The sequence below is a fragment of the Lysinibacillus sp. NPDC094177 genome, from assembly GCF_050279145.1.
Taxonomy (GTDB): domain Bacteria; phylum Bacillota; class Bacilli; order Bacillales_A; family Planococcaceae; genus Lysinibacillus.
Genome location: NZ_JBNNTW010000023.1, coordinates 1 through 23,334, shown reverse-complemented (window position 1 = coordinate 23,334; position 23,334 = coordinate 1). Strand labels below are relative to the sequence as shown.

Sequence of the window (23,334 nt, the reverse complement as noted above, 5' to 3'; positions counted from 1 at the left end):
TTTTGGTAAAGTTAAAAGACTTTAATATTGATTTTGACTGTACTCAAGTGACACCTTTTTTCCAAGTCCATGAAGACAATCGGATACGATTTGATATTGAGAAGCTAAGTAGAGTTAACCTACAATTAATTATTAATCAAATATTTAATAGGAAAAAAGATATTAATGCTATCTTTGTTTCTGAATATATTTTCAATAAAAAACGTAAGTCAGCCAAAACAAAGATTGGCCAAATTATTCACTTGAAAAATTGGAAAGAGGATGTATTACTAGAAGGCGATACAAATGATGGAGTAATTTATGCTTCTATAAAAAACTTAGATCCTTTAGATGTATATAATTACTGTTTTAGTGTTAAAAAAGGATTAACTGGAGCATATATTTCATTCTATTCCAATGAATATTTATTATATATAAGTAGTGATGTTATTGATATTATTTCAAATGATTCCACTAATATTTATAAGCTAAAAGTTAACTATAAAAACCTTTATGATACGTATTATGAGATCTCTAATAAATAATTAAAACATTTGTTAATTTACTAATTAAGTAAAGTAGTATTGTATTTAGGGGCTTCTCTTGAAAAAAGGGAGTCCTTTTGTTATGTAGCTAAAGGAGTAGCATTCTTGTATTAATATTGCCTGCTCCAGCAATACATAAAGGAGTTTCAGAGTCCATCGGTAGTTCCTAAAAACTCTCTAATCGAAACGTAAATGATTCACTATTATCAATTAAATGTGCGATGGCTTCATCACCCGGTTTTGGAAGCCATTCATCGACCAACTCTTCATCTGTATCTAAATCCATATCATCTTTGGGTAAAAAACAAATCTTTTTCTTTAGATACTCGCCCATCTTTTTTACAATTTCAAAATTAAAATAGTCCGCCCCATTCAAATCAAAACTTAGCAATATAATTTCATCTAGCATGGAAAAACTACTGTTCTTCCGTAACAATAACTTTCGATAAATTGCCTGTTTTTTCTTACTTTCAATATGCAACTGGATCATTGTTTACCCTCCTTCTTCTACTTGTTAAAGGATGCCGGCTTAATCCATTCAAACACAGGAGCAATAATCACTTGATCCATTTCTTCATTAAATATTTCTAGTTTGTAATACTCTTCTATTAACTCTACTAACAACCTGTCCGTTCTGCAATACTTCAAGATCTATTCTTCAGCGATTGTCACATACCTCGATACTTGCCGTGTTAGAAAGTAAAGGGAATTTCCTGACTTTTATCAACTTTTGTTCAATAAATGACAAAAGTTGATTTTGAAATTTTCATTTCTAATTCACATTGAACGGACCTACTGGTGGCATAAGGTTCTCTAAAGGATTTTATGAGTACTTTAATACCACTATTTAAATGCCGAAGTCTAGTTATTACTAGTCTTTTTTCTTTCATTTTAAGTATCATCTGTGATATCAAACTCCAAAATCGATGATATTTTTCTGAATTTTATCAATTTTTGTTCAATCTCCTACGAAAGTTGATTTTTAATATTTTATTGTTAATGATATGGTATTAACAATAGAAGAAAAAGGAGAGGAGCTTAAATTTGAAAACAATATGAAGAAACTATATATTCAACGCATCTGTTTCTTTAATTAATCCAAACGATATTACTATTCGCAATGCTAATAAATTTGCAAATGAAAATAACTGCATTTTTGTCACCGCCATTGAAGTTAAATTATCATATTATAAACTACCTTTTATATGTAACTTTACACTCTTTTAAATTGAATTAGATATTGAAAACTATTCAATCATGAAACCGTTTTCATTTATGAAAGGAGATAGCAAATGCCATATAACGGAATAAAATACATCGGATTTATTGCCATGTTAATATTTGGTGGAATATTTATTCTAAGATGGCTTTATCGAGATGAAATATTATTAGATCAAATAATTGGCTTTGTAATAGGTTCTATTCTTTTTATTATGTCCTTCTATATTAAAAGAAACAAAAAATAGACTACTTTACTTAGGATTAATTATTTAAAAAAATATTATAAAAAACAATGGTGAGGTTTTACTATGAAAAAATTAATCAATATTGCAAGTATTGTTTGTCTTATCCTGTTTTCATTCACATTTATTTCCGAAAATGTGAATGCCGAATCTAATTTAGAAAAAGCATGCCAAGGATGTTTTGAAAATACAATAGATGATGCTATTTTGACTCTCGAAGAACAAGGAACAGAAATTATACAAAAAGTTCCTAAAACAGTTCAAGAGAAGGCTAAATTTATAGTGAAAAATGATACAAGTCAAGAAAGAAGCACTATAATTTCAACATATATTAAACATGGTTATGAAAAAGTAGAGGAGGCACAAACATATGTTGAGTTCAAAAATTTAGAAGATCAAGATATTATCTACGATGATATCTTGAACTATACTATTTATTATTTCAGCAAACAACAGTTTGAAGTAATTAGAGAAAATATTTGGATAGATATGAAACATGAGAAGATACTTTCTTCTGATTTAATTTTACTTGATTTAGTTAATAATGATGCAGTGGTTTTAGATACATTTAATATAGATAAAATTGATAGCGATAAATCTATTGATCCATTACAGAGAAAAGGAACAAAGTTTACATTTAATGGGGTTAGTTTTGCTTGCGGTGTATCTGGTCTTATAGCATGTGCTTCAGCATGTGCAGGATTACATTTTATTCCTGGTATAGGGTTAGTTGTTGGGGGTACATGTGATTTACTTTGTGGTATAGCCTTTGCTGCAGGTTGTTCGATAAGCTAAGAAATTAAAAATTTTAAGATTTTTTTACTTCCTTTATACCCTAAAAACCTAAGTAAAGTACAAAAACCATTTATAAACCCGTGCTTTTCATATACCCAAGTAAATTTATTTTATTAGTTGAAATTATGAAATTTTCTAAACACAAAAAGCTCAATAATATTGGTGATCCCGCCGTATTATTGAGCTTTTTAAGAATGTATAATGCTATTACTATTTAAAGCATTCTATTTGAAGCTCTAATATTCCTTTTCTTTTGATTCATTATCAAGGCGAAGAACCTGTTGAATAATGCAAGAAAATTTAACATGAACTTTGCAACTTGGTTAGATAGACTTATTGTTAGTCAAGAATCTTAATTTTGGTTGTGGTAGAATTGCTTAAATTACGCTATGGACTTTAGCAACAACTTGTTTCTTTTCATTTTTTTCAGATAAGGAATTCAAAGGAATCTGGTAGCCCAATTATATTTCAATTTAATAAGTTTAGGAGCTAAATTTATGAGTAAACGGCAATAAAATTGCTGTCTTACTTAATAAAAATTCAGATGCAGTTGAAACTGTTTATGATACATTTTCTAAGAAATTGAAATGGTTTAAAAATTCTTGGCAATATGCTAGAGATATTAAATAGTTATAAGGAGTTTAATTTATGGCCATTTTAAAAGATTGTTTTAATGTACCTAGTAACTGTGAAGTTGAAATAAATTTAAAGTTAGTCAATGAAGAAAGTGTGGAATTTTACATTAATCTCCGCTCTGGTCCTACTTTTCCAGAGGTACATATGGAAATCGCTTGTTTAAGGAGGGACTACTTAAAGTTACTAGATGATCTACAACATATTGATAATATTCATCTAAGTATCCTAGAGTTTCTTGATCCAGGATTGTGTATTTATCATATCCCTGAATATGGTACCTATCATTTTCCTGGATATGGTCTTTTTCAAATGCCTGAGCAGGAAAAACAAGAAAATGAGCCTCGTATTAAATTAATTTTTGTATTAGATGCAGGCTATAAAAATCATCTTCTCGCAACAGGATGTGGTCCTTCATTATGTCTAATAGTGAAAATGGAAGAAATCACCGAGTTTGCAAATAGTTTAAAACAAGAAATGGATGACTTCTAAATTCCAACAAAGTATATCAAGTAAATAAAAACATAGTTTATTTTATCTCCTTAGTGAAACTATTCGAAATAAGGTGATTCAGTATGTCTATTGGTTATGGTAGAAACATTGTAAATCACTAAATTACACTATGGACTTTAGCAGTAAATTGTTTCTTTTCATCTATATTCAAATAGGGAGAATTGTATATTGGATGATTTTAGAATGAAATACGGTGTACCACTGATGTTCATATTTAGTCTATTCCTACTGATTATCAAAATAGGCGAAAATCTATTTTCTACTATTTGCTTAAGTATAGCTGTAGTTGGGTTTGGCTTGATGTTTTTATTAAATATAAAAAGAAAATAAAATACATGTTAGTAAATAGTTTTGCTCTGCATAACCCTCCCTATAAATAGTTATTTCAATACTAAATTGGACGTGAAGCTAAATGAATTCTTTTGTGATGAGAACCGATGCATCTACAAGTTTGAATTTTTTAATTTATATTCAAAATATATTCCTTAATCAAAATAGAAAAACTAATAAATTTAAATATCCAAATTTCACGGTGCCACCTTTTTTTATTTAAACCTAATTTTGAAAATTGCTTTAGAACATTATGGAATGATGTCTGCCAAGCTATTGACAAAGATGTTTCAAACGATTTTTTACTAGGGAATTTTTATTATCATGAACTCTTTAACGCTAATGAAGAAAACTTACAAAAATTTAACGAAATACGACAATCCTTTCAAATATGGTGGGGTAGTTTAGCAGGTCAATTTTCAATTGAGTGCTCGATTGACGAACCAAGAGATTTGCTTTATCGAGATTTGAAAATTTTATTTGATAAATATAACTTCTCACCAAAACAACTTATATCAGTTTATGTAATTTATGACGATTACGTATTCGAAACCGGACCAGCTACTCCATATTTTATAGTTGCTTCAATTAGTACTTTCTATATTCATTATAAAAATTTATTAGGGGAAATCGAAAAAATGCTAATTTAACATTTACACAGAAACATTTATTTTATTTGAATAGTGAGGGTTATCATATTAGATAAATTTAGAGCAAAATACGCAATCCCTATTATGTTCATTACAAGTCTTATCCTACTAGTTTTCAAACTAGGCGAAAATCTATTTTCTACTATTTGCTTAACTATAGCTGTAGTTGGTTTTGGCTTGATGTCTTTATTAAATATAAAAAAGAAAATGAAATATGAAATACTCTAGAAAATAGTAACTGAACACAAAAAGATCGATAGTATTGGTCGTCGTTATCAAATCTATTGACCATTCCCCACCAATTATCATACACCTCAATACTTACAGTGTTATTTGTGCAAAACACCTTAAGTATTGTCTAGCAGAGTGCTCTATTGTAATTACGAAAATTCATATTTTAGAAAGCAAAGTATGATTTTCTGATTTTTATCAATTTTTGCTCATTTAATAACAAAACTTGATTTTGACACTTTTATAGACTGGTGGCATAAGGTTCTCCATAAGGCTTTATGAGTACTTTAATACCTCTATTTAAATGCGGAAGTCTAGTTTTTACTAGACTTCTTTTCTTTCTAATAAGGATCATCTGTTATATCAAACTCCAAGTAGTATTAAATTTTCTGATTTTTATCAATTTTTACTCATTTCATAACAAAACTTGATTTGAAACTTTTATAGCTAATGGTACGCTATTAACATACCCGGGAAAAAATATAGTAGAAGGAAATACCATGCTAAAATTTTTTATCTGTGTTTTCGATTAAGATTTATCTCCTTGTAGATAAAAACACAAAATATGTATTAAGTTAACGAAACCAAAATATATCGATATTACCACAAATAAGTAAATTATAGTAAACATCACAAAAGCTTAAAATTCCCAATTACTTGAATATTTCAAGTTAACACAGAAGACCAAAATAGTAATTATAAGCACAGACCGAGAGGAGAATAAAAAGATGGAATCTCAAAAATGGTTGAAACAATTAGTTGTAGCAGTACTTTTTGTATCGGGATTGATGCTAAATGTAGGGGTAATGAAAAGTTCAGCAGAAACGATTGGTAAAGATGAAAACATTGAGAGTATGGAGTCCAATTATTTTTCAACTCCAGTAGTTAGTGCAGAAGAAGCAGAAACGATTAGTAAAGATGAAAACATTGAGAGCATGGAGTCCAATTATTTTTCAATTCCAGTAGTTAGTGCAGAAGAAGCAGAAAACGGATATATGAATGACGGTACAGAACTTCCAGATGAATTTATTGTTAACAGTAATGAAAATGCGAACCCGTTGTTAAGAAGTGCAACATTAGGGACTGAGGAATGGACAAAGGTATCCACTACTAGAGAAATTTCTAATGGCTTTATTGCTTGGCATCCGGGTTGGAGCGAATATCAATACAATATCTCGTACTATTATTTTAGCAAATCTACTATGTCATTTAGTGCAAGTATTGGATATGGATTTTTTTCTATTTCTGTTGCGAAAGCAGGATCTAATGGGCAAGCTATTAAAGCCGATCCCCAAAAATGGACAAGACCAGGTATTTATGGAAATGTAGATGTGACTAAATACAATGTGAAGAAATATAATGGAGCAGGAATATACACTGGTTCCACGACAAAATATGCAAGCAAGGCATCAAGTACGTATGTTAAGAGTAGAAATAAGTAGAGAGTGGTATGCAATATGAAAAACAAAAAAAAATTTTGGATTATTGGTACAACAATACTTATAATTGCTTTGCTTATAACTGTTGATAAGGTTTACGAGAGCAAAAACAATCTTGTGGAGATGCTGAAAATTCAAGATACAGTCTATGTCGTAACCGGGGAACCAGTTGAAAAATCCCAAGTAGTAAGGAAATTGGGGGAGATTAAGCAAAAAATAAATAGATATCAAATTCCGGATAATAATTTTGAGTCTAATTCTTTAAATGAGGGTACTCCTATATATGAAAGAAAAAATGGAGATGAGTTTCCAAAATCTGTAGTGTATAAACGAGAGGGTAAATTTTATATTGCTAATCAAGTAGTAAACCTAAACCGTAGTGATTGAGGAAATTGATTAAGCAACAACCTCTTTTTTAGAAATAAATTGTAAAAGTGAACTGCGCCCCAATTGTTAGACATACCAGCTAACAATTGGAGGTGCAGTTTGTGGTTAAGAGATAAGATCGACTTCAATTGTAGTAGTGGAAAGGTAACAAGCAGTAGTGCCATTCCAAGAAGCTGGTTATGTTTTACCAAGTATCGTAAGAAAAAAAGGTATCACTCTTACTAGTTAGACATCGGCTACTCACAAATGGTATGGTTAAAAACTATTGGTTCTGGGACTCCTACCTCCATGGGGAGATGCAATCTACAACTTATAAATTTTTCAAGCGGCTGGGACATAAGTGTATTTTCATAGCAAAATTAAAGTATTTCACATTAGAAAATCGCGAAAATCAACGTTTCTAAAATTGATTTCTCGCGCTTTTTAAGGTTTTGACCAGTTATGTCCCAGCCTCTTTAGATTCTTTTCTCCATTTTTCTGCAATAAATTTCATTAGAGTTCATTTCATAAATCATATTTTTAAAGAGCACTTTGATTTTTGCGTTCTTTTAAAGTCATACGGTTTCATTCCTTCCGAATCAAATAGAAGTCCTTCCCTTTTTATAAAAAGCCACTTTCTTAACATCATAACTTAGCACTTGAATGAATCGATTCTCTTTTTTACTGTGATAGCCTTAAATCAAACTTTTTGAAGAAAAAGTACTTTTATGTCATTTTGAAATAACGTTTAATTAAAAATATGTTGCAAATATAGATGTTTTATTTTAAATTTTTTTAAAATTTTATTTATTGGTTCAGGGGCTATTACAGGTGATTTTTATGCCACCATATCTATTGAGCTTTTTAATTGTCTCTTTAAAATATATGATCACTTTTTCAAACTTCTACTTGAAGTTCTAATAATAAAAAGAAAATGCAACGAGCTTATTCGAAGAACGCTGCATTTTCCTAATGGACTTTTCTTCTACCCAGGTATATGACAGCGGTCCCTTCGTTATCGATGATGTAAATATAGATGTCTTCAGTATTTGTAGCAAAATTCTCTACCATCTCTAGAATAGAAGATAATTTCATATCTGCTCCCATTTCCCCAATCATCTCGCCTTTGTTGCGTCATTGTCATTAAACTAGTTTTCTTTAATCCTCCCTGTGCGTTAAAAACCAATAGCGATTGCTGCTGAATATGGACGAATTTGTGTGAAACAAAGGTTTTCAGTGTGAAAATAGTTTAATACTGTTACAAATCAAAAATAGTTATTAAGCACTTTACACTAAATTAATATATACTTAATTAGGTATTTATGTGAATTCCAGTGCGATTATATAGGAAAAAATAAGTGTGAATGAGGTTACATTTTATGAAAAAGAGTTTATTTGCCTTAAGTATGGCTGCAGGACTAATATTAGCATCTTGTGGGAACAACACGGCGCAAAATGAAGATTCAAGTGAATTACGTGTGGAAGATAGATTTAAAGTTGGGATTATGTTGCCAGACGTTGGACTCGGTGATCAGTCATTTGGAGATTTAGCAGTCGCAGGTCTAGTCAAGGCACGCGATGAGCTTGGGATTGTGTTTGATTACCGTGAGCTTGGCAGTGAGCCGAACTATGAAAAAGGAATTAAGGAGTTAGTGGAAGAGGGTAATGATCTAGTAATTGCAGTAGGTTACTCACTACAAGAGGATTTGGAAAAGGTTGCAAAGGCAAATCCAAAACAAGAATTCGTTCTAGTTGATTCGGAATCAGACGTTGAAAATATTCACTCTATTACGTTTAAAGAAAATGAAGGAAGCTATTTGGCAGGTGCTTTAGCCGCAATGACGTCAAAAACGGGAAAAGTAGCTTTTCTAGGTGGAATGGTGGACCCAGTAATCCAAAAGTTTGAGAAAGGTTTTGCTGAAGGAGCGAAGGCAATCGATCCTAATATTGAAGTGATTGTGACCTATGCAGATACATTTTCAGATGATAAGGTTGGAAAGGCCATGGCTGCTGACATGATTACTCAAGGAGCAGATGTCCTATACGCAGCTGCGGGATATACAGGCGTTGGCTTATTGCGACAAGCGCAAGAAAGTGGCGTTTTAGCAATCGGGGTTGATACAGATCAATATACATATGCAGAAAAAGCAGTCGTATCTTCTATGTTAAAAAATATTGATGTAGCCGTTTATGAATTTATAGAAAATTATACGAAAGAGAAACCAACCGGACAGCAGCATATCGCTTTAGGTATGAAAGAAAAAGCGATGAAACTTGCACCTGTGCGCGTGATTGATCATGCAACCAAAATTGAAGATGAACTAAACAAACTATCGCAGAAACAATTTGGCCAATAAGAGGAGTTAAGAAAATGTCATTAACTAAAAAAATATTATTCAACTCGTTTACGCTCATTGCAGTTTCGATTGCTCTTATAGCCATTGTCATGATGGCGATGATACACATCCAATCATCGAACCAAGATATTTTACCAAAAATTATCAATATTCAAGTGATTGAATCCGAGTTGAAAAATACGCAAAATGAGCTAAGTAACTATGCAACAGCCATTGGTGTCGCACAACCACAGAGTGTGACAGATAAACAACTAGAATCATTAAAAAAATTAGAAAGTACGGTTAACGATAAATTAGCAATTATCGAACCTTTGCTACATAATAAAGAAAGTGTAGAAATCTTCACTAAAATGCAAGGAAAATTTACAGACTTTTTTACTGCAGCCAATCAAGCAGTAACCAATAAAAACGTAACAGATGTCCGTACACAAGGATTACGTATTGTAGGCATTTTAAATGATGTGCATTTACTAGGTTTGTATGCCAATGAACATTACCAAGATATACAAAAAGATGTAGCACAGCAAATTACATTTGTTATTACAACTTCATTAGTTGGCATTATTCTGCTCGTTTTATTTGGAAGTGTCTTTACAGTGTTAATTATTAAAAATATTACAAAACCACTTCGTAAACTGGCCCATAATGCCAATGAAATTGCGTCTGGAAATCTTATGGTGGAGCCTATTCATTATAAAACAAATGATGAAATTGGCGTGTTAAATCGTTCATTTGATACGATGACGAACCAATTAAAACAGTTGCTAGATGCGATTCGTGACGTGAGTGGACACATAGATACATTTACAAATGATTTAGATCGTGAAAATAAACTATTCGCTGAAATCAGTGAACACGTCGCAGGTGCCACAGAAAAAATTTCGAGTGATTCCCTATCCGTTTCAAACTCACTCCATCATACTGTGCAGCTTGTCGAGACGATGGATACCGATTTCAATCAAAACGTACAGCGCTCAACGGTTTCTGTTGATCATGGTAAGCTGGCTGTTGGTGCGATTGATAAAGGAAAAGAAGTCATTTACGCTCAACAAGAAATGATCGAAGAAAATATTAAAACGGTAAATGTCATTCACGATGTGGCAAATACCTTTATGGAACATACGGCACGAATCGAAGAAATGGCTGGGGTTGTTGCCGATATTTCAGCGCAGACGAATTTACTTGCGCTCAATGCTTCTATTGAAGCAGCTCGCGCTGGTGATCATGGCAAAGGCTTTGCAGTAGTAGCTGAAGAAGTACGTAATTTATCCGAAGCCACAAGCAAATCAACAGAGAAAATTTTCGGAATTGTTGGTGCCATCCAAACAGGCGTGCAAAATATGTCTGCTTCAGTACGCCAAGGTGTTGAAATAGCAGAAAAACAAAAATCCTCAATGTATGAAACAACGTCAGCATTCGAAAGCATTGAAACGGAAGTTCGAAGCATCATGAGTGAGCTTCAAGAAGTAGCCCAAGGTATGAAGCATTCAAAAGGATTAGGTGAACAAGTCCTTGAACATGTAGAAACTGTAAATCACATGCTAGAAGAAAATGTGGCAGGTACAGAGGAAATAACCGCTTCAACAAATGAACAAACGCATGCTATTCAAATAGTTGTCGAGAAAATTACCGCATTACGTCAGCTCTCAGATGACTTAAATAATAGAGTGAAACAATTTAAAATAATCTAATGGAGATGACCTCAGCTATTGTCTGAGGTCATTTAAATTTGGATGGATTCTCAAAATCTTTTGTAGTTTTGGTATTAAGTTTGATTTTATATATAAAGAGAGCTTGTAACGTGACAATACAGTGGTTTTATTTTAACTCCATTTTCTTTCACTCAATGGCTAGGGTTCTCTACAGGACTTTATAAGTAATTTAATACATCTTTTTAAATGCAGAAATCTAGTTTTACTAGGCTTCTTTTCACTCATAAAATCAGTATCCAAATATGGGTACTGATTTTCATTTTAAAACGTATGTGATTGGTCGTAAGTTAAGCCACTAACAATGTAATTTTTTAAAATCTCAACTACCGTTTCTAAATCCTTAACACTGGTATGTTTACGTTTAGCTGGCAAATGTGGAATATGATGATGGTGGTATGGATCTGGCTCAAACATTGGTGGCCCTGAATGATCTTCATTTCCAAATCCAGTTATGTGCCTTTCTTGCTTACTTCGTTTCTTTACTCTTTGGGAGAGTTCCCAACCATAATGATAGGACTCGATGTTTCCATCATCATCTAATGTTTCTGAAATATTTAATATAGTTTCCCCATATTCTGGATGATCATTTAACGGAAGTGTTGCTACGACTTTACTGATACCTTTGGCTTTGATTTTTACCATATCGGAATTTTTTGTGTCAAATAAATCCGGATTTACTTCGAATAAACGCTGAATCTCGTCAATTCTATACTGTTGATAAACACTCACTTAACAGTCTTTCCCCCGAACCTTTTCAAGATCTTTTAATAAATCTCGCCAATCTTTATAATCATCCGGTTCTTCTAAGTCGTAAATATTCTGTTCCTGTTCTCCATTAATGATATCTGCAAATACCTTTTCGAACGATCCGCCATACTGCTTTTCGTATTCTTTTATTTGTCCTTCAATTTCTGTAACAAGGTCAACTTCACTTTGATTGCGTAATTTAAATTTTTCTTGTAAGGCTTGAATACGTAACACCCAAACGCCATCTTTCCAATACAGTGCGTTATGCTTTGGATAGCATTTATGGCCTACCCCTTCTACTTTTTCCATACCATTCTCCACAAATCGCATAATTGTAGCGCGGGATACTTTCATTTCACTACGTATATCACTGCTTGAAACTAGGTAACTGCTACGATAATAAAATAGGAGTCGACCTTTTTCAGTAATCTCAAAAAATAACTTCTCCAGATAATATTTTGCAATTGCAAAATTCTTAACTGTTTCATCGCCTGAAATAGCTATATTTATTTGTTCCGTAATCTCTTTTCCTTCAACATTTTCTTCAACAAAAACTGTATCTTCACTAGGAGAAATACCGATTACATAACGTGTGAATTTCGTCTGAATAGTATAAGCATAAACAGAAAACTTCCCTACATTATCGAGGTCTTCATAGTTTTTTAACATATCCGCAATTATCACTCCAACTGAATGCTTTGCACCATTGGTTTCTAGAACGACCATTGATTATCCCTCCTTTCCTCTAGAATACCCCATTTGAAACAAAAAAGCATTTTTGTTTCATCTTATGCAAAAAAATCAGAAATAATACTTACTTTTATATAAAAAAAGACCGTTATTCAAGACAGTACTCTTTCGCTCCCTCAATAACCGTTTACCGATTTTGTAAATAATTCATCTTTAGCAACTATTTCGTCCTTATTAAAGTGCAATTCTTCGTAAATGTATTTCTCCCAATACTAAAGAAAAAGAAGGTATCTTAATCTCTCGAAAACATTTCCAGTCAAATTATCCTCAGATCGTTCTGTTAAATTTGAACCCAAATGACCTATTTTTCCTCTTATTTCTACTATCATATGTATTTTATCAGTAAATAAAAAATTTCAATCCAGCCTTTCAATCAGCCACTGAATATTTTTTCTTCATTTGGGTAATCGTTAATACTTGACCAGCATTCTCTTATTATGTGCGGTTGGATAATTATAGTTATAATTAAATCTGATTACAGCCTGTGAAGATGTAGCCACTTCTTCCATGTTTTTTATCAGGGATTACCACGATATTCAACACTTGTTATCATCATTTTTACTACTGTTGATAATGAAGGATTTAGAAAGGTAAAAAAGCCTAATTCCTCCTTATTTAGCGAGTAATTAGGCTTATAATCTACAACAATAGCGTCAGATATGGAATAACAATTGATTCTAATAATTGGTTAATTGAATACTGCTATTTCTTCTCTCTAGGGGAACTTTATTTGCTATGAAATATGCCGAGTATAATGTCAGCTATGTAAGTTTCCTGAAATGCGGCTTCAATGATTATTGGTAATACAAAAATAACGTAAGCTATTATTTTCCTTACAAATTTTTAAATAAGAGATGCTTTTAAATTTCAAAAGAGATATAGATGAAACTTAAAATAATTTAGAAGAAAACGATAAAATTAAAAAGCATATTTATATAAGGAGAATCTACAACATGAATATACACGAAAGCGAAATAGTAGAATTTGCAGATAGTAGACTTGAAACTCACATAAAGGAGTTACTAAAAATTGATCGAGCTGTTCAAAAAGAGGACATGACATTAATCCAAAAAATAACTGTCCCTCGTAATGTTTCAGATTTAAAAGGACTAGAATTCGCAGAAAACCTTTTAGAACTAAATGCTTATTATACTCAAGTAACTAATTTATCACCAATTAGTGAATTAAAAAACTTGCGAAAATTAGATATTAAACTTCCATCTATGACAGATTTAGAACCAATTGGACATTTAATTAACTTAATTGATTTAGAAATACACTCTGAAGGTCTTACAGATATAAACCCTTTGAAAAACCTTAGTAATCTTGTTCACTTAGATCTCAGGAATAATAATATTACCGATATTAGCGTTATTCAGAATATGAAACTACTTCAAACTCTCAATTTATCACAAAATAATATTTTTGATATTAGTCCATTAAATGAATTAACAAATCTACTTAGTCTAAATATATCATTTAATAATATTTACGATATTTCATCACTTCGCGCTCTTAAATTTCTTACGATTCTCGATATTTCTGGAAATCCTATCTCAAACATTGATGTATTTAAAAATTTTGTAAATCTACGGAAAATGACACTAAATCGAATATTGGTTCAAGCACCTGTATCAAAAGCTAAAGAATTAATCAGACTTGGTAAAAAAATAAATAGACAAAAAAGAGAAGTAGATTCATCAACTGAACAGCAAAAGTTTGAAACAACTTTTATGCAACATTTACATAAAAATGAGGATCTAGAGTTGCTACGACAGCAGATTATCGACTTTGTAAGAGGAAGAAATAATTCTATTCCATTTGTATCCGATTGCTTGCAACTTCTTAATCAACGTCCCCAAAGAGTAAATCCAGAAGAACATGTTCTTCTTCTAACACTTGAAAAAGGTATAGTTGCAAGGGTTAGAGACCAACCAATACATACTATAATTCTTGAATTAATCGAACAACTTTACCGTGACTATGGAATAGATAAGCAAGTGGCAAAGTGGGTATTGGAAACATGGGCATTATCCTTCGACTCAGCATTTATACTATCTAGTATAGAAGTTAATACAACTACTGTCGAAATGACTGCTATTCAAAATGCTGTAATCGATACAAGCGATAAGAAATTACTCGAATATGTAAAAAGAAATGACTTAGAAACAATCGAGCAATTAAGAGATACGAATGCAAATATGAATTATAAATATAGTAATAGTAAAACATTACTATCAGTAGCAATCGATCATCAATTAATTGAAATGGTAAAATTATTACTTGAATTAGGCAGCGATCCAAATATCATTACTTTAAAAGGGCGAATAGCATTATTTTCGGCAGTAGAAATTGGCAACCTTGAATTAGTAAAGATATTAACTGAAAATACAAAGGATCTTAACATCCAAGACCATGATGGTATGACACCATTATCTACAGCGACTAAACTTAATAAAACGGAAATTATCTCTTATTTACTATCTAAAGGAGCAGATCCATTTATAAAAGCAAATAATGGAACTCTCCCAATTGAATATGTGGTTGAAAATAACAATCTAGAAATTTTCAAATTATTATTTTTATCCAATCCTGAAAGGAACAAACATAATTTATATTTCAGAAATGATTCACTTCTACACGAGGCGGTAAAAAGAAATTGCTATGAGATTTGTAATTTTTTAATTGATCAAGGAATGGATGTTAACATTAGAAGTTACTCTAAAGAAACACCACTAATGGAAGCTGCACTCATAGGTCGTGCAAACATTATTGAATTACTAATTAAGTACGGTGCAGAAGTAAACCTTGTTGATAAATATGAAAATACAGCACTACTAAATGCTGTTGATTATGGTCGTAAAGAGGTAGCTGAAATTTTATTACAAAATGGAGCAGATATAGATGCACCAAACCATGAGTTAAGAACATCACTGATCATTGCTGTTAAAAATGGTAACGTCAATATAGTGCAACTCTTATTACAGCACAAGGCTAAAATACACTTTAAAGATAAGGACGGTATGACGGCGCTAGACTATGCAATTAGAAAAAATAATGTAGAGATATTGAAATTATTAACAAATTAAAATTAATTTATAAATACTAAAAGACAGGAAAATTTATTCTACAATTCCCCCTGTCTTTTAGATTTATTTTAAGTGATATGTTAATTTCCTCCATAAATTTTAGCGTGTCCTATTACTTGGAGAAATCGCAAATTGACCCAGTGGAAAAGTATAATTGTTTTCCTTAATCCGATTACAACCAATGAATCAGAAATAGAACCTCAACTGGACAATGCACTTTTACGCTTTCCTTCTTCTAATGTTTCGGGAACTTCATCAGGATAATAACCATCCGTTAAATCCTTTTCAAAGAATGATATTATATAATCTCGCAATATACCCTTTAATTTCATAGAACCTTGAATATTCCCCTACAACCCATTCTCACGTAAATGTGTAAGAGACAGTTCAGGGGCATCCACTTCATCAACTAAGCGTATACGTGTCCAATCCCAATCTTTGGATTGTTCAAATTTCTGTTCATCTATCCAAAACGTTTTATTATATGTAACATCGTTAGTACGGACAAAACCTTCTACGACTTCAACTTTATATCGAACTTTTCTTATATTTCCTGAAATATATATAAAATATCGCCATTTTTAGGCTACAATGAAAGAAGTATTATCTAAAAAGAATCTTCAACGGTTGTATAGCGAAATTAAAAATACCAAAAAATACATTATAACTTTCGGTGAACGTGCTGAACAGGTTCTTGAGGTATTAAAAACAAAATACGGATTAAATGTAAAAGTCATTTCAGCACCTCATTTAAGTTTTCAGAGATTGAATACTTCTATTGTTGTACCTGAGCCCAAAGAAACTCTAATACTTCAAATCAGAACACTCAATATAGATTAAATGTAGTAGCTACAAAAATAATCGAGCAACTGTAATTCCAACCTGTGATGATTAAACTAAGTGCTAACGCCAACTATATTAGCGTAGTTCATTCATAAAATAACAGTAAAAGCAGACGGTCAATTAGAAGTGCATTATCGCACTTCTAAACCGTCTGCTTTTTATGTTTCTAACAATATTAAATTAAATATACCAAAGACTCACCCTACACGCCGATTTTCCCATTTTTGCTATCGGCTTTCAGCCAATAACGTCGTATATGCGCCCAACAATTAGCGAATGAAATATTAGATAGCTTACCGTATGCTTATAAAATGCTATTTTTCATCGCAATTATTGTCGAAATAATGTCGAAGATTGCAAAAAAATAAATACAGTATTATAAATGTCACTACTCATGATGATCTTATCTGTGTATAGTTGCATAAGTTATAAAATGAATAATTTTCTACGATAGATGAAGGGGATTACTTTTAAATGGGAAAGAAAATTGCATGGGTTACAGATACAGCAGCATTGTTAGATGAAAAGTTCATACAGGACAATCAAATTCACGTATTACCACTTAATATAGTGTTCGAAGAAGGGGCTTTACGCGAAACTGTTGATATGACACATGATCAGTTTTACGAAAAGCTACGAAATGCTAAAAAAAATCCAAAGACATCACAACCTGCAATTGGTGAAGTTGTAGACTTATATAAATCATTAAAAGAACAAGGGTATACATGTGCAATTGCAATTCATACCTCTCAACATCTTTCGGGCACTTATCAAAGCGCTTTCACAGCAGCTGATCAAGCTGAATTTGAAGTATATCCAGTGGATTCAAAAATCGGGTCATTTCCGATGATGAAAATGATTGAACTCGGTCAGCAGTTAGAGCGTGAAGGTTTTGAACCTGGCTATATTGTTGAAAGAATCAATGAGATGGCAGATAACAGTGAGCTTTCATTTATTCCGGCTAACTTATCACAATTACATAAAAGTGGTCGAGTTTCAGGGACTCAAGCATTTTTAAGTAACTTGTTGAATATTAAAGTTGTCATATCATTTGAAGATGGGAAGCCCGTTATGAAAGAAAAAGTACGCGCTACGACTAGAGCTAAAACATATGTACAAAATGTTTTAAATACAGATCTAGAAAAGAGTATTATCCCTGAAGTTGCAATTATTCACTGTAATGCTGAAGAAGGCGCAACCGCTTGGAAAAAAGCTTTAGAGAACGAATATCCGCTCATAAACTTCTCGGTATTACCACTAAGTGCTTGTGTAGCGGTTCATGCAGGTGAAGGAACGCTTGGTTTAAGTTGGGTACGTCTACCAGAGCTTGCACCACTTAAGCAAAAGAAAGCTGAATTAGTTACTATATAAACATAATTGTAATCTAAATTATTGTAGGTACATGAAGTTGCGAAATTCCTATAAACCAACTATTATACAGTCAGAGAGCATTTTAGCTTAAGTAAACTGGCGGATGTAACGTTATCTTTTGAATGATAGCAGTGTTTTCATTCAGGTATGAGGGACTGGCTGTTTAATTTTGTTTGAATACGGATATTGTTATTATAGGTAATGTAGTCTTCGACGATTTGAATCATATGCGCATTTGTCGTGCGGTAGATTCCGTCGAGATAGAACATTTCAATTGGGGAATTATCAGTGGGCGTGCCTTTGCGGGACATGCTTATGGTAATTCCTTTTTCTTTGACTGATTTTTGATACGCATATGATGTGTACACAGAACCTTGATCGCTATGCAAGATACAGCCTTGCTTTAAATCAGGTAATAGATATAAAGTATCCAAAACGAATGACGTATCTTGTGTAGAATCAATTGTTTGCGCTACAATTTCTCCGATATAGACATCTAGAATACTTGAAAGATACATTCCTCCATTAACGACCCCAGCTTGCCATCCTCCATATTCATGTCCTTAAACTTGCGACTATCAAAGAGAGTTTCATTCTCCAGCACCACAATGTCTGCACCAACAGCACCCGTAATATCCTTCCACTCACGAATAATTTCATCATAATTACGCCCTAACTGATCCAACGCATCAATATAAATAAAACCCCCATTACGAATCACACTTTCTCATTGCCTAATATTGCGGACAATTAAAATCCTTCCCACTCGCACGGTCCACAAAAATATCTCGCTCATCAATCCCCAGATCCTGCACCTTCGTCAGTTGCCTTTCATCGAAATTACCCAAATTACAGAATATACTATATAATGATTTTCGGTGTAACTATCTTATAGCAATTACATACAACATGATAAGACATGGTGATTAAAATGAAGCAGGGTACAAAAACTCCAAATACGAAGAATCGAGGTACTATAAAGATACTATTAGCGTTGTGTCTAATAATATTTCTTATAGCATTACTTCTTTACACGATTCAGTGTATATTTTCTTCTTTCTGGAACATCATTCTAATTGTTATTATCCTAATAACCCTATGGTGGTTAAAAAAGAGAAAAGAAAATCAGCAGTCAGTTTGGAGTGGAATTTTAATTCTTATCCTTGCTGTACTTTTACTATGTTGGTCTTTAATCCCTTGTATAGTTGGGAAATTTACGGATTCTGGTGAGAAAAATATAACTGAAACGAAAACAGAATTAGTTGAAAAAGAAAACGAAGAAGAAACTAGAAAAGTAGAAGAAGCTAGAAAAGCAGAAGAAGCTAGAAAAACAGAAGAAGCTAGAAAAGTAGAAGAAGCTAGAAAAGTAGAAGAAGCTAGAAAAGTAGAAGAAGCTAGAAAAGTAGAAGAAGCTAGAAAAGTAGAAGAAGCTAGAAAAGCAGAAGAAGCTAGAAAAGCAGAAGAAGCTAGAAAAGCACAACAAGCGTGTAGTAATATTAAAGGCAATATTTCTAGTTCGGGTGAGAAGATTTACCATGTACCTACTGGGGATTTCTATGATGTGACTGATGCAGAAGAAACATTCTGTACAGAAGCCGAGGCAAGGGCGGCAGGATATAGACAATCGAAGCGGTAATACGACATCTAAAAACAGAGTTCATTTCTACTTTTGTAGATTAACTCTGTTTTTTATATTTTACAAACCTAATTGTATAAAAAGTTACTTGCATATAAATCAAACCGAGTAAAAATAAAAAAGCAGAAAATACATGTCACATACATTGCTCTTTAAATTTGAAGCTGGTACCTCGATTAAAGAAGTACAATATCGTTTAGGCCATAACGATGTGAAAACAACATTAGAAATTTATGCTCATGTTACGCGAAAAACGAAAGAAGGTACTATTAATAAATTTACAGCCTTGTTAAACAATGAATCCGATTAATTTCTAACAAAGGTTAATAAGGTTTAACTCCAATTCAGTACAACTCAAAGGCAATAAAAAAGTGCCATAAACGTTGATATATCAACATTTATGACACTCCATGAAATTCAATGAATTTCACTGTATGGAGACGGCGGGTGTTGAAACGGAAAATATAAAAAAGGCTGGGATACCATTGTTTTCAAGGGTTTTTTAACACCAATTTTAAATACCGACCCTCAGTTTGACCCAAAATTAGAAAAAAACCAATATTATGCTTACGGAGGCAAATTTTTCTTTATCTCTTTTTCATCTAATCCCCCCTTGATATTACTTATCTCAATAAGTATTCAAGTTAATGAAAAAAATCCTTCTTAAATTAACCTGCACTGTTAGTTGAGTAACAACAATCTTTACGAAAACGTGCCTTATAAAAAGAGTAATTAAAACCTTTAGAGTTTTAAGTCCTGTAGCTATTGGTCATATGTTAATAAAAAATAGCTTAGGAAGTGATTCTAATAAAGCAAATGGGGGAGATTTTCTCTTTAAAAACCGTAAACTAGATGAACTAATAACCCGAATACAAAATGAAACACTACAAACCTGTGATAAAATTCTTGAAAATTCTAATCGCCACAGTGTATTCACTTTAAAATTTGCTAAAGAAACCAAAAAGCAAATAATGAAGCATCAGTAAAAGGATTCATATAAAAAACGACTTCTATAAAATAGGAGTCGTTTTATTTAGTAAGTGTTATGTTAAATATGGCCCAACTATTGTTCCTAGCTTGTGTAGATTTTCTACCAGCTGTACTGCATCAGGGATCTTTTTAATTGTAGTTTCAATGCCATACCAAGCCGTTTTTAAGAATCCCTTTTTAGGATTCTCTTTTTTTAATTCTTCCTGTATAACATCTACACTGTCAATAATTATTTCTTTATTACTTTCGGAAATTTCATCTGTTAGTAAAGCTTTAATAGAAGTAACAATATTTTCTAATTCGGCAGCTTGAATATTATTTGTTTGATGAGCTTCAAGTGTGGAATTATCATTAGATATATTTACTTGTGCTTGTCCACCATTAATATTAATCATAAATTTTGCCTCCTCATCGTATCCCATATCAATTGCAATATCAGTTAAGTAGTCTTCGATGTGATTTACAAATGGAAGAACTACTCTATTTGCGAAGTTTTTAGTGATCTCTTGATACTTTCTCCCACCATATGCTAGAGCGTAAGATGTAACATGCAGATCACTTTGACTTAAATATTTTAAAATCTTATAAGTATAAAACAATTCTTCTTCAATTGTATTTCCGGTATTAAAAAACTTGTCTCCGTATGCTTCTCGCACTTCATGCACTTCCGTACTTATATCCTCGTCACTAAATACTATATCGAAACTATTGATATAGTCGTAAATCAAAGGAGTTTTATCAATATGTTCTAAGAACATTTTTAATATTGAATCGAATTCATCGTAATGAGCATTTATCACTCTATTCGCATAGGATCTAAAAGCTTTGCTTGTTTTTCTTAAATCTTTCTTAGTGATTTCCATCATCATTCACCCCACAAAATGGACAATAGCTACCTATTAATTTTACTATTGGTTTAATTTTCGCTTCTCTTTGACAGCACTTATATTTTTGAATATCAAGTAGTTCTATTCCAGCTACAATTGGATTTTCATGCTTATGAGAGGGCTCTTTTACTTTAACTGAAACATTTTTGTTGTGGTTGCTTTTTTTGACTTTATTAAATGAGTCGAATAAAGCATCATCAATCATATTTTCCCCTATGTTTAAAGCCAATTCAATTACATCTTCAGTTAAATAATTATCACTTTTAATCCCGCAATTTGGGCACCAAATTTGAATCACATCTTCAGCTTCGACATCTTGGGGTTTGAGTTTAAAGAACCCTGAGCATAATGGGCATTGCAAAAGGCAGAAACCATCTTTATCAGAAGGAATAGATATTTCAATATTTAAATGTGTCATTTATTCATCCTCTTTCGATGATTTAGTATATATTACTACTATATTATCAAATAAATTGATTTTAAGAGATATAAAAGAATTTAATTATGTATGATTACATAGATAATAGTAAATACTTAATTCTTTAGTAAGAATAGAAGTTGAAATTACATAGGAGGCACCAAGATGGATGAATTTGAGATTTATTATAGTTATATTGAGGATACTGCAAGGATGAAAAATTGGAAGATAGAAGATCTAGTAATATATCTAAATGATGAAATGAAAAATAACATCCAATTAAAAGATATAATTATTCCTTTTAGAGAAGACTTACTCACGGACACTGAAAAGGATAAAAACGGTTTATATTACTATTTACGTGAATTAATTGATGGTGAAGAGAACACCAAACTAGTAATTTGTGCAATTGCCAAAGAAATTAGTTCCAAATCCAGAGAGTTACATGCTATAAAAGCATTTGAACCGTATCATCCGCAGCAGACCGTATTCAATATGTACCCAGAATTATTAGATGAACTACGTATAAAATCTAATAAGAAAAAGGATTATGAATTAATTAAGTTAAACGCAATCAATTTTAATCCAATGCCAGACTCCCCTAAATACAGACATTGTAAATACAAGAATCACTTTTTATTTATAGATAGTTATTTAGATAGTCGAATACCAAGATATTTAATTGATAAATATGGTCCAGATGAAATATATATTCGCATTGAACCGTATGTTGTCAGTGACGCTGCTCCACCAATGTCACTTGAAGAAGAATTTTTAAGACCTCCAAACCCAAAATGGGCACAAATATTAAGAATCTATCCTGGGAATAGTGAGGGTTGTGAGGTTTTTTTACCAGAGCCAATTGAGGGAGATACGATAGGTGATGATCCTAAGAAAAAAAGGCAATGGTGGGAGTATGAAGTTAGTAAGCTTAGAAAGTTAGAGATCAATGCTGGCATGAAGAATGAAAATAACAAGAAGCATTTCAGTATGTCTCTTGAGGAACTCTCAGAGGAAAGTTTATCTGAAGGAAAATTAATAGGAAGGTACATTCATTTAGATGCAATTGATGCTTTTGATATTCCATTCCATAAAATTAGACTAAATCATTTAGATTTAGCTATAAATGTTTATAAAGGGGAAAAAATTAGTGAACGAATGAATAGTAGCCTTGCTTCGGGTGGAGTAGTAACAGATGCGTCGTACAGAACGCATATAATCAGAATAGACAATATTATGTTTTCGGATCTATTAGAAATTGCTAGACTATTCTTTAAATCTGAGACAATGGCAGAGGAATGGATCGAAACACAATTTGAATTCATGAAAAAATAAGCAAAAAAACACGCATATAGAATGTATTTCTACTATCTTTATGCGTGTATTAACATATTAACGGTATGTAGTCAACCTAAATATTTCTTTAACACAGCCTCAGATAGTTGATCTTCACCATTGAGCTGCCTTTGCAACTCAATGATCTTCAAGTAAAGCACCCGTTAGTTTAAGTGTAACTCTTCACAATTACTTGATATTATATAGGTAAGTAGAAATATAAAATAGAATTTAGTTTATAATTATAAAAATAAG

At 32.0% G+C, this 23,334-nt stretch carries 20 protein-coding genes and 1 pseudogene; 13 read left to right on the top strand and 8 right to left on the bottom strand.

Features of this window, described 5'->3' with window-relative positions; genetic code table 11:
* The first annotated feature begins 2 nt into the window (after positions 1-2).
* Positions 3-524: a hypothetical protein gene (locus tag ACQKNC_RS21650; RefSeq protein WP_427426786.1), complete on the top strand. Its 522-nt coding sequence runs from the start codon at positions 3-5 to the stop codon at positions 522-524.
* Positions 525-690: 166 nt separating this feature from the next.
* Here ACQKNC_RS21650 and ACQKNC_RS21645 read toward each other — a convergent pair whose 3' ends face one another.
* On the bottom strand, positions 691-1,014 hold the full coding sequence (locus ACQKNC_RS21645) for a hypothetical protein (protein WP_427426785.1): 324 nt from the start codon (positions 1,012-1,014) through the stop codon (positions 691-693).
* 1,039 nt (positions 1,015-2,053) lie between these two features.
* On the opposite strand from ACQKNC_RS21645, the gene ACQKNC_RS21640 reads away from it, so the two are divergent.
* The 6 genes from ACQKNC_RS21640 to ACQKNC_RS21615 all read left to right on the top strand — a co-directional run bounded on the left by ACQKNC_RS21640 (position 2,054) and on the right by ACQKNC_RS21615 (position 10,992).
* Positions 2,054-2,782, top strand: coding sequence for a putative immunity/bacteriocin fusion bifunctional protein (locus ACQKNC_RS21640; RefSeq protein ID WP_427426784.1), 729 nt, complete (start codon positions 2,054-2,056; stop codon positions 2,780-2,782).
* Positions 2,783-3,430: 648 nt separating this feature from the next.
* Positions 3,431-3,907: a hypothetical protein gene (locus tag ACQKNC_RS21635; protein WP_427426783.1), complete on the top strand. Its 477-nt coding sequence runs from the start codon at positions 3,431-3,433 to the stop codon at positions 3,905-3,907.
* A 1,960-nt stretch (positions 3,908-5,867) separates the two neighbouring features.
* Positions 5,868-6,581 carry a hypothetical protein gene (locus ACQKNC_RS21630; RefSeq protein WP_427426782.1) on the top strand — a complete coding sequence of 238 codons (714 nt, stop codon included), beginning with the start codon at positions 5,868-5,870 and terminating at the stop codon, positions 6,579-6,581.
* 15 nt (positions 6,582-6,596) lie between these two features.
* The gene (locus ACQKNC_RS21625; protein ID WP_427426781.1) at positions 6,597-6,965 is read left to right on the top strand and encodes a hypothetical protein; all 369 of its coding nucleotides are present in this window, start codon (positions 6,597-6,599) and stop codon (positions 6,963-6,965) included.
* 1,358 nt (positions 6,966-8,323) lie between these two features.
* Positions 8,324-9,301: a BMP family lipoprotein gene (locus tag ACQKNC_RS21620; RefSeq protein WP_427426780.1), complete on the top strand. Its 978-nt coding sequence runs from the start codon at positions 8,324-8,326 to the stop codon at positions 9,299-9,301.
* Between the two features lie 14 nt (positions 9,302-9,315).
* Positions 9,316-10,992 carry a methyl-accepting chemotaxis protein gene (locus tag ACQKNC_RS21615; protein WP_427426779.1) on the top strand — a complete coding sequence of 559 codons (1,677 nt, stop codon included), beginning with the start codon at positions 9,316-9,318 and terminating at the stop codon, positions 10,990-10,992.
* Positions 10,993-11,274: 282 nt separating this feature from the next.
* Here ACQKNC_RS21615 and ACQKNC_RS21610 read toward each other — a convergent pair whose 3' ends face one another.
* A complete protein-coding gene (locus ACQKNC_RS21610) occupies positions 11,275-11,742 on the bottom strand; it encodes a hypothetical protein (RefSeq protein ID WP_427426777.1) in 468 nt (155 codons plus the stop codon).
* Positions 11,743-12,486, bottom strand: a complete 744-nt coding sequence (locus ACQKNC_RS21605) for a hypothetical protein (protein WP_427426776.1) — start codon at positions 12,484-12,486, stop codon at positions 11,743-11,745.
* Positions 12,487-13,463: 977 nt separating this feature from the next.
* Between ACQKNC_RS21605 and ACQKNC_RS21600 the strand changes: the two genes are divergently transcribed.
* Complete coding sequence (locus ACQKNC_RS21600; protein WP_427426775.1) at positions 13,464-15,599, top strand: ankyrin repeat domain-containing protein; 2,136 nt, start codon at positions 13,464-13,466, stop codon at positions 15,597-15,599.
* A 200-nt stretch (positions 15,600-15,799) separates the two neighbouring features.
* On the opposite strand, the gene ACQKNC_RS21595 is transcribed toward ACQKNC_RS21600, so the two are convergent.
* On the bottom strand, positions 15,800-15,931 hold the full coding sequence (locus ACQKNC_RS21595; protein ID WP_427426774.1) for a hypothetical protein: 132 nt from the start codon (positions 15,929-15,931) through the stop codon (positions 15,800-15,802).
* Positions 15,932-16,190: 259 nt separating this feature from the next.
* Here ACQKNC_RS21595 and ACQKNC_RS21590 point away from each other — a divergent pair, with 259 nt between their 5' ends.
* Entirely contained in the window at positions 16,191-16,439 is a 249-nt protein-coding gene (locus ACQKNC_RS21590; RefSeq protein ID WP_427426773.1) for a hypothetical protein, read from the top strand.
* A 477-nt stretch (positions 16,440-16,916) separates the two neighbouring features.
* A complete protein-coding gene (locus ACQKNC_RS21585; protein WP_427426772.1) occupies positions 16,917-17,813 on the top strand; it encodes a DegV family protein in 897 nt (298 codons plus the stop codon).
* Positions 17,814-17,950: 137 nt separating this feature from the next.
* Here the strand turns inward: ACQKNC_RS21585 and ACQKNC_RS21580 are convergent.
* A pseudogene (locus ACQKNC_RS21580) lies at positions 17,951-18,331 on the bottom strand (transposase); the annotation flags it as partial.
* On the bottom strand, positions 18,310-18,534 hold the full coding sequence (locus ACQKNC_RS21575) for a hypothetical protein (protein WP_427426771.1): 225 nt from the start codon (positions 18,532-18,534) through the stop codon (positions 18,310-18,312). The gene ACQKNC_RS21575 and the pseudogene ACQKNC_RS21580, both read right to left, overlap by 22 nt.
* 210 nt (positions 18,535-18,744) lie before the next feature.
* On the opposite strand from ACQKNC_RS21575, the gene ACQKNC_RS21570 reads away from it, so the two are divergent.
* Together ACQKNC_RS21570 and ACQKNC_RS21565 are read left to right on the top strand one after the other, a co-directional pair.
* Entirely contained in the window at positions 18,745-19,449 is a 705-nt protein-coding gene (locus ACQKNC_RS21570; RefSeq protein ID WP_427426770.1) for a hypothetical protein, read from the top strand.
* A gap of 133 nt (positions 19,450-19,582) precedes the next feature.
* Complete coding sequence (locus ACQKNC_RS21565) at positions 19,583-19,759, top strand: hypothetical protein (RefSeq protein ID WP_427426769.1); 177 nt, start codon at positions 19,583-19,585, stop codon at positions 19,757-19,759.
* Between the two features lie 733 nt (positions 19,760-20,492).
* On the opposite strand, the gene ACQKNC_RS21560 is transcribed toward ACQKNC_RS21565, so the two are convergent.
* Positions 20,493-21,302 (bottom strand): hypothetical protein, encoded by an 810-nt coding sequence (locus ACQKNC_RS21560; protein WP_427426768.1) that lies wholly within the window; start codon positions 21,300-21,302, stop codon positions 20,493-20,495.
* Complete coding sequence (locus ACQKNC_RS21555; protein ID WP_427426767.1) at positions 21,289-21,744, bottom strand: TFIIB-type zinc ribbon-containing protein; 456 nt, start codon at positions 21,742-21,744, stop codon at positions 21,289-21,291. The genes ACQKNC_RS21560 and ACQKNC_RS21555 overlap by 14 nt, the downstream gene beginning before the upstream one ends.
* Before the next feature lie 165 nt (positions 21,745-21,909).
* On the opposite strand from ACQKNC_RS21555, the gene ACQKNC_RS21550 reads away from it, so the two are divergent.
* A complete protein-coding gene (locus tag ACQKNC_RS21550) occupies positions 21,910-23,079 on the top strand; it encodes a hypothetical protein (protein WP_427426766.1) in 1,170 nt (389 codons plus the stop codon).
* Positions 23,080-23,334 lie beyond the last annotated feature (255 nt).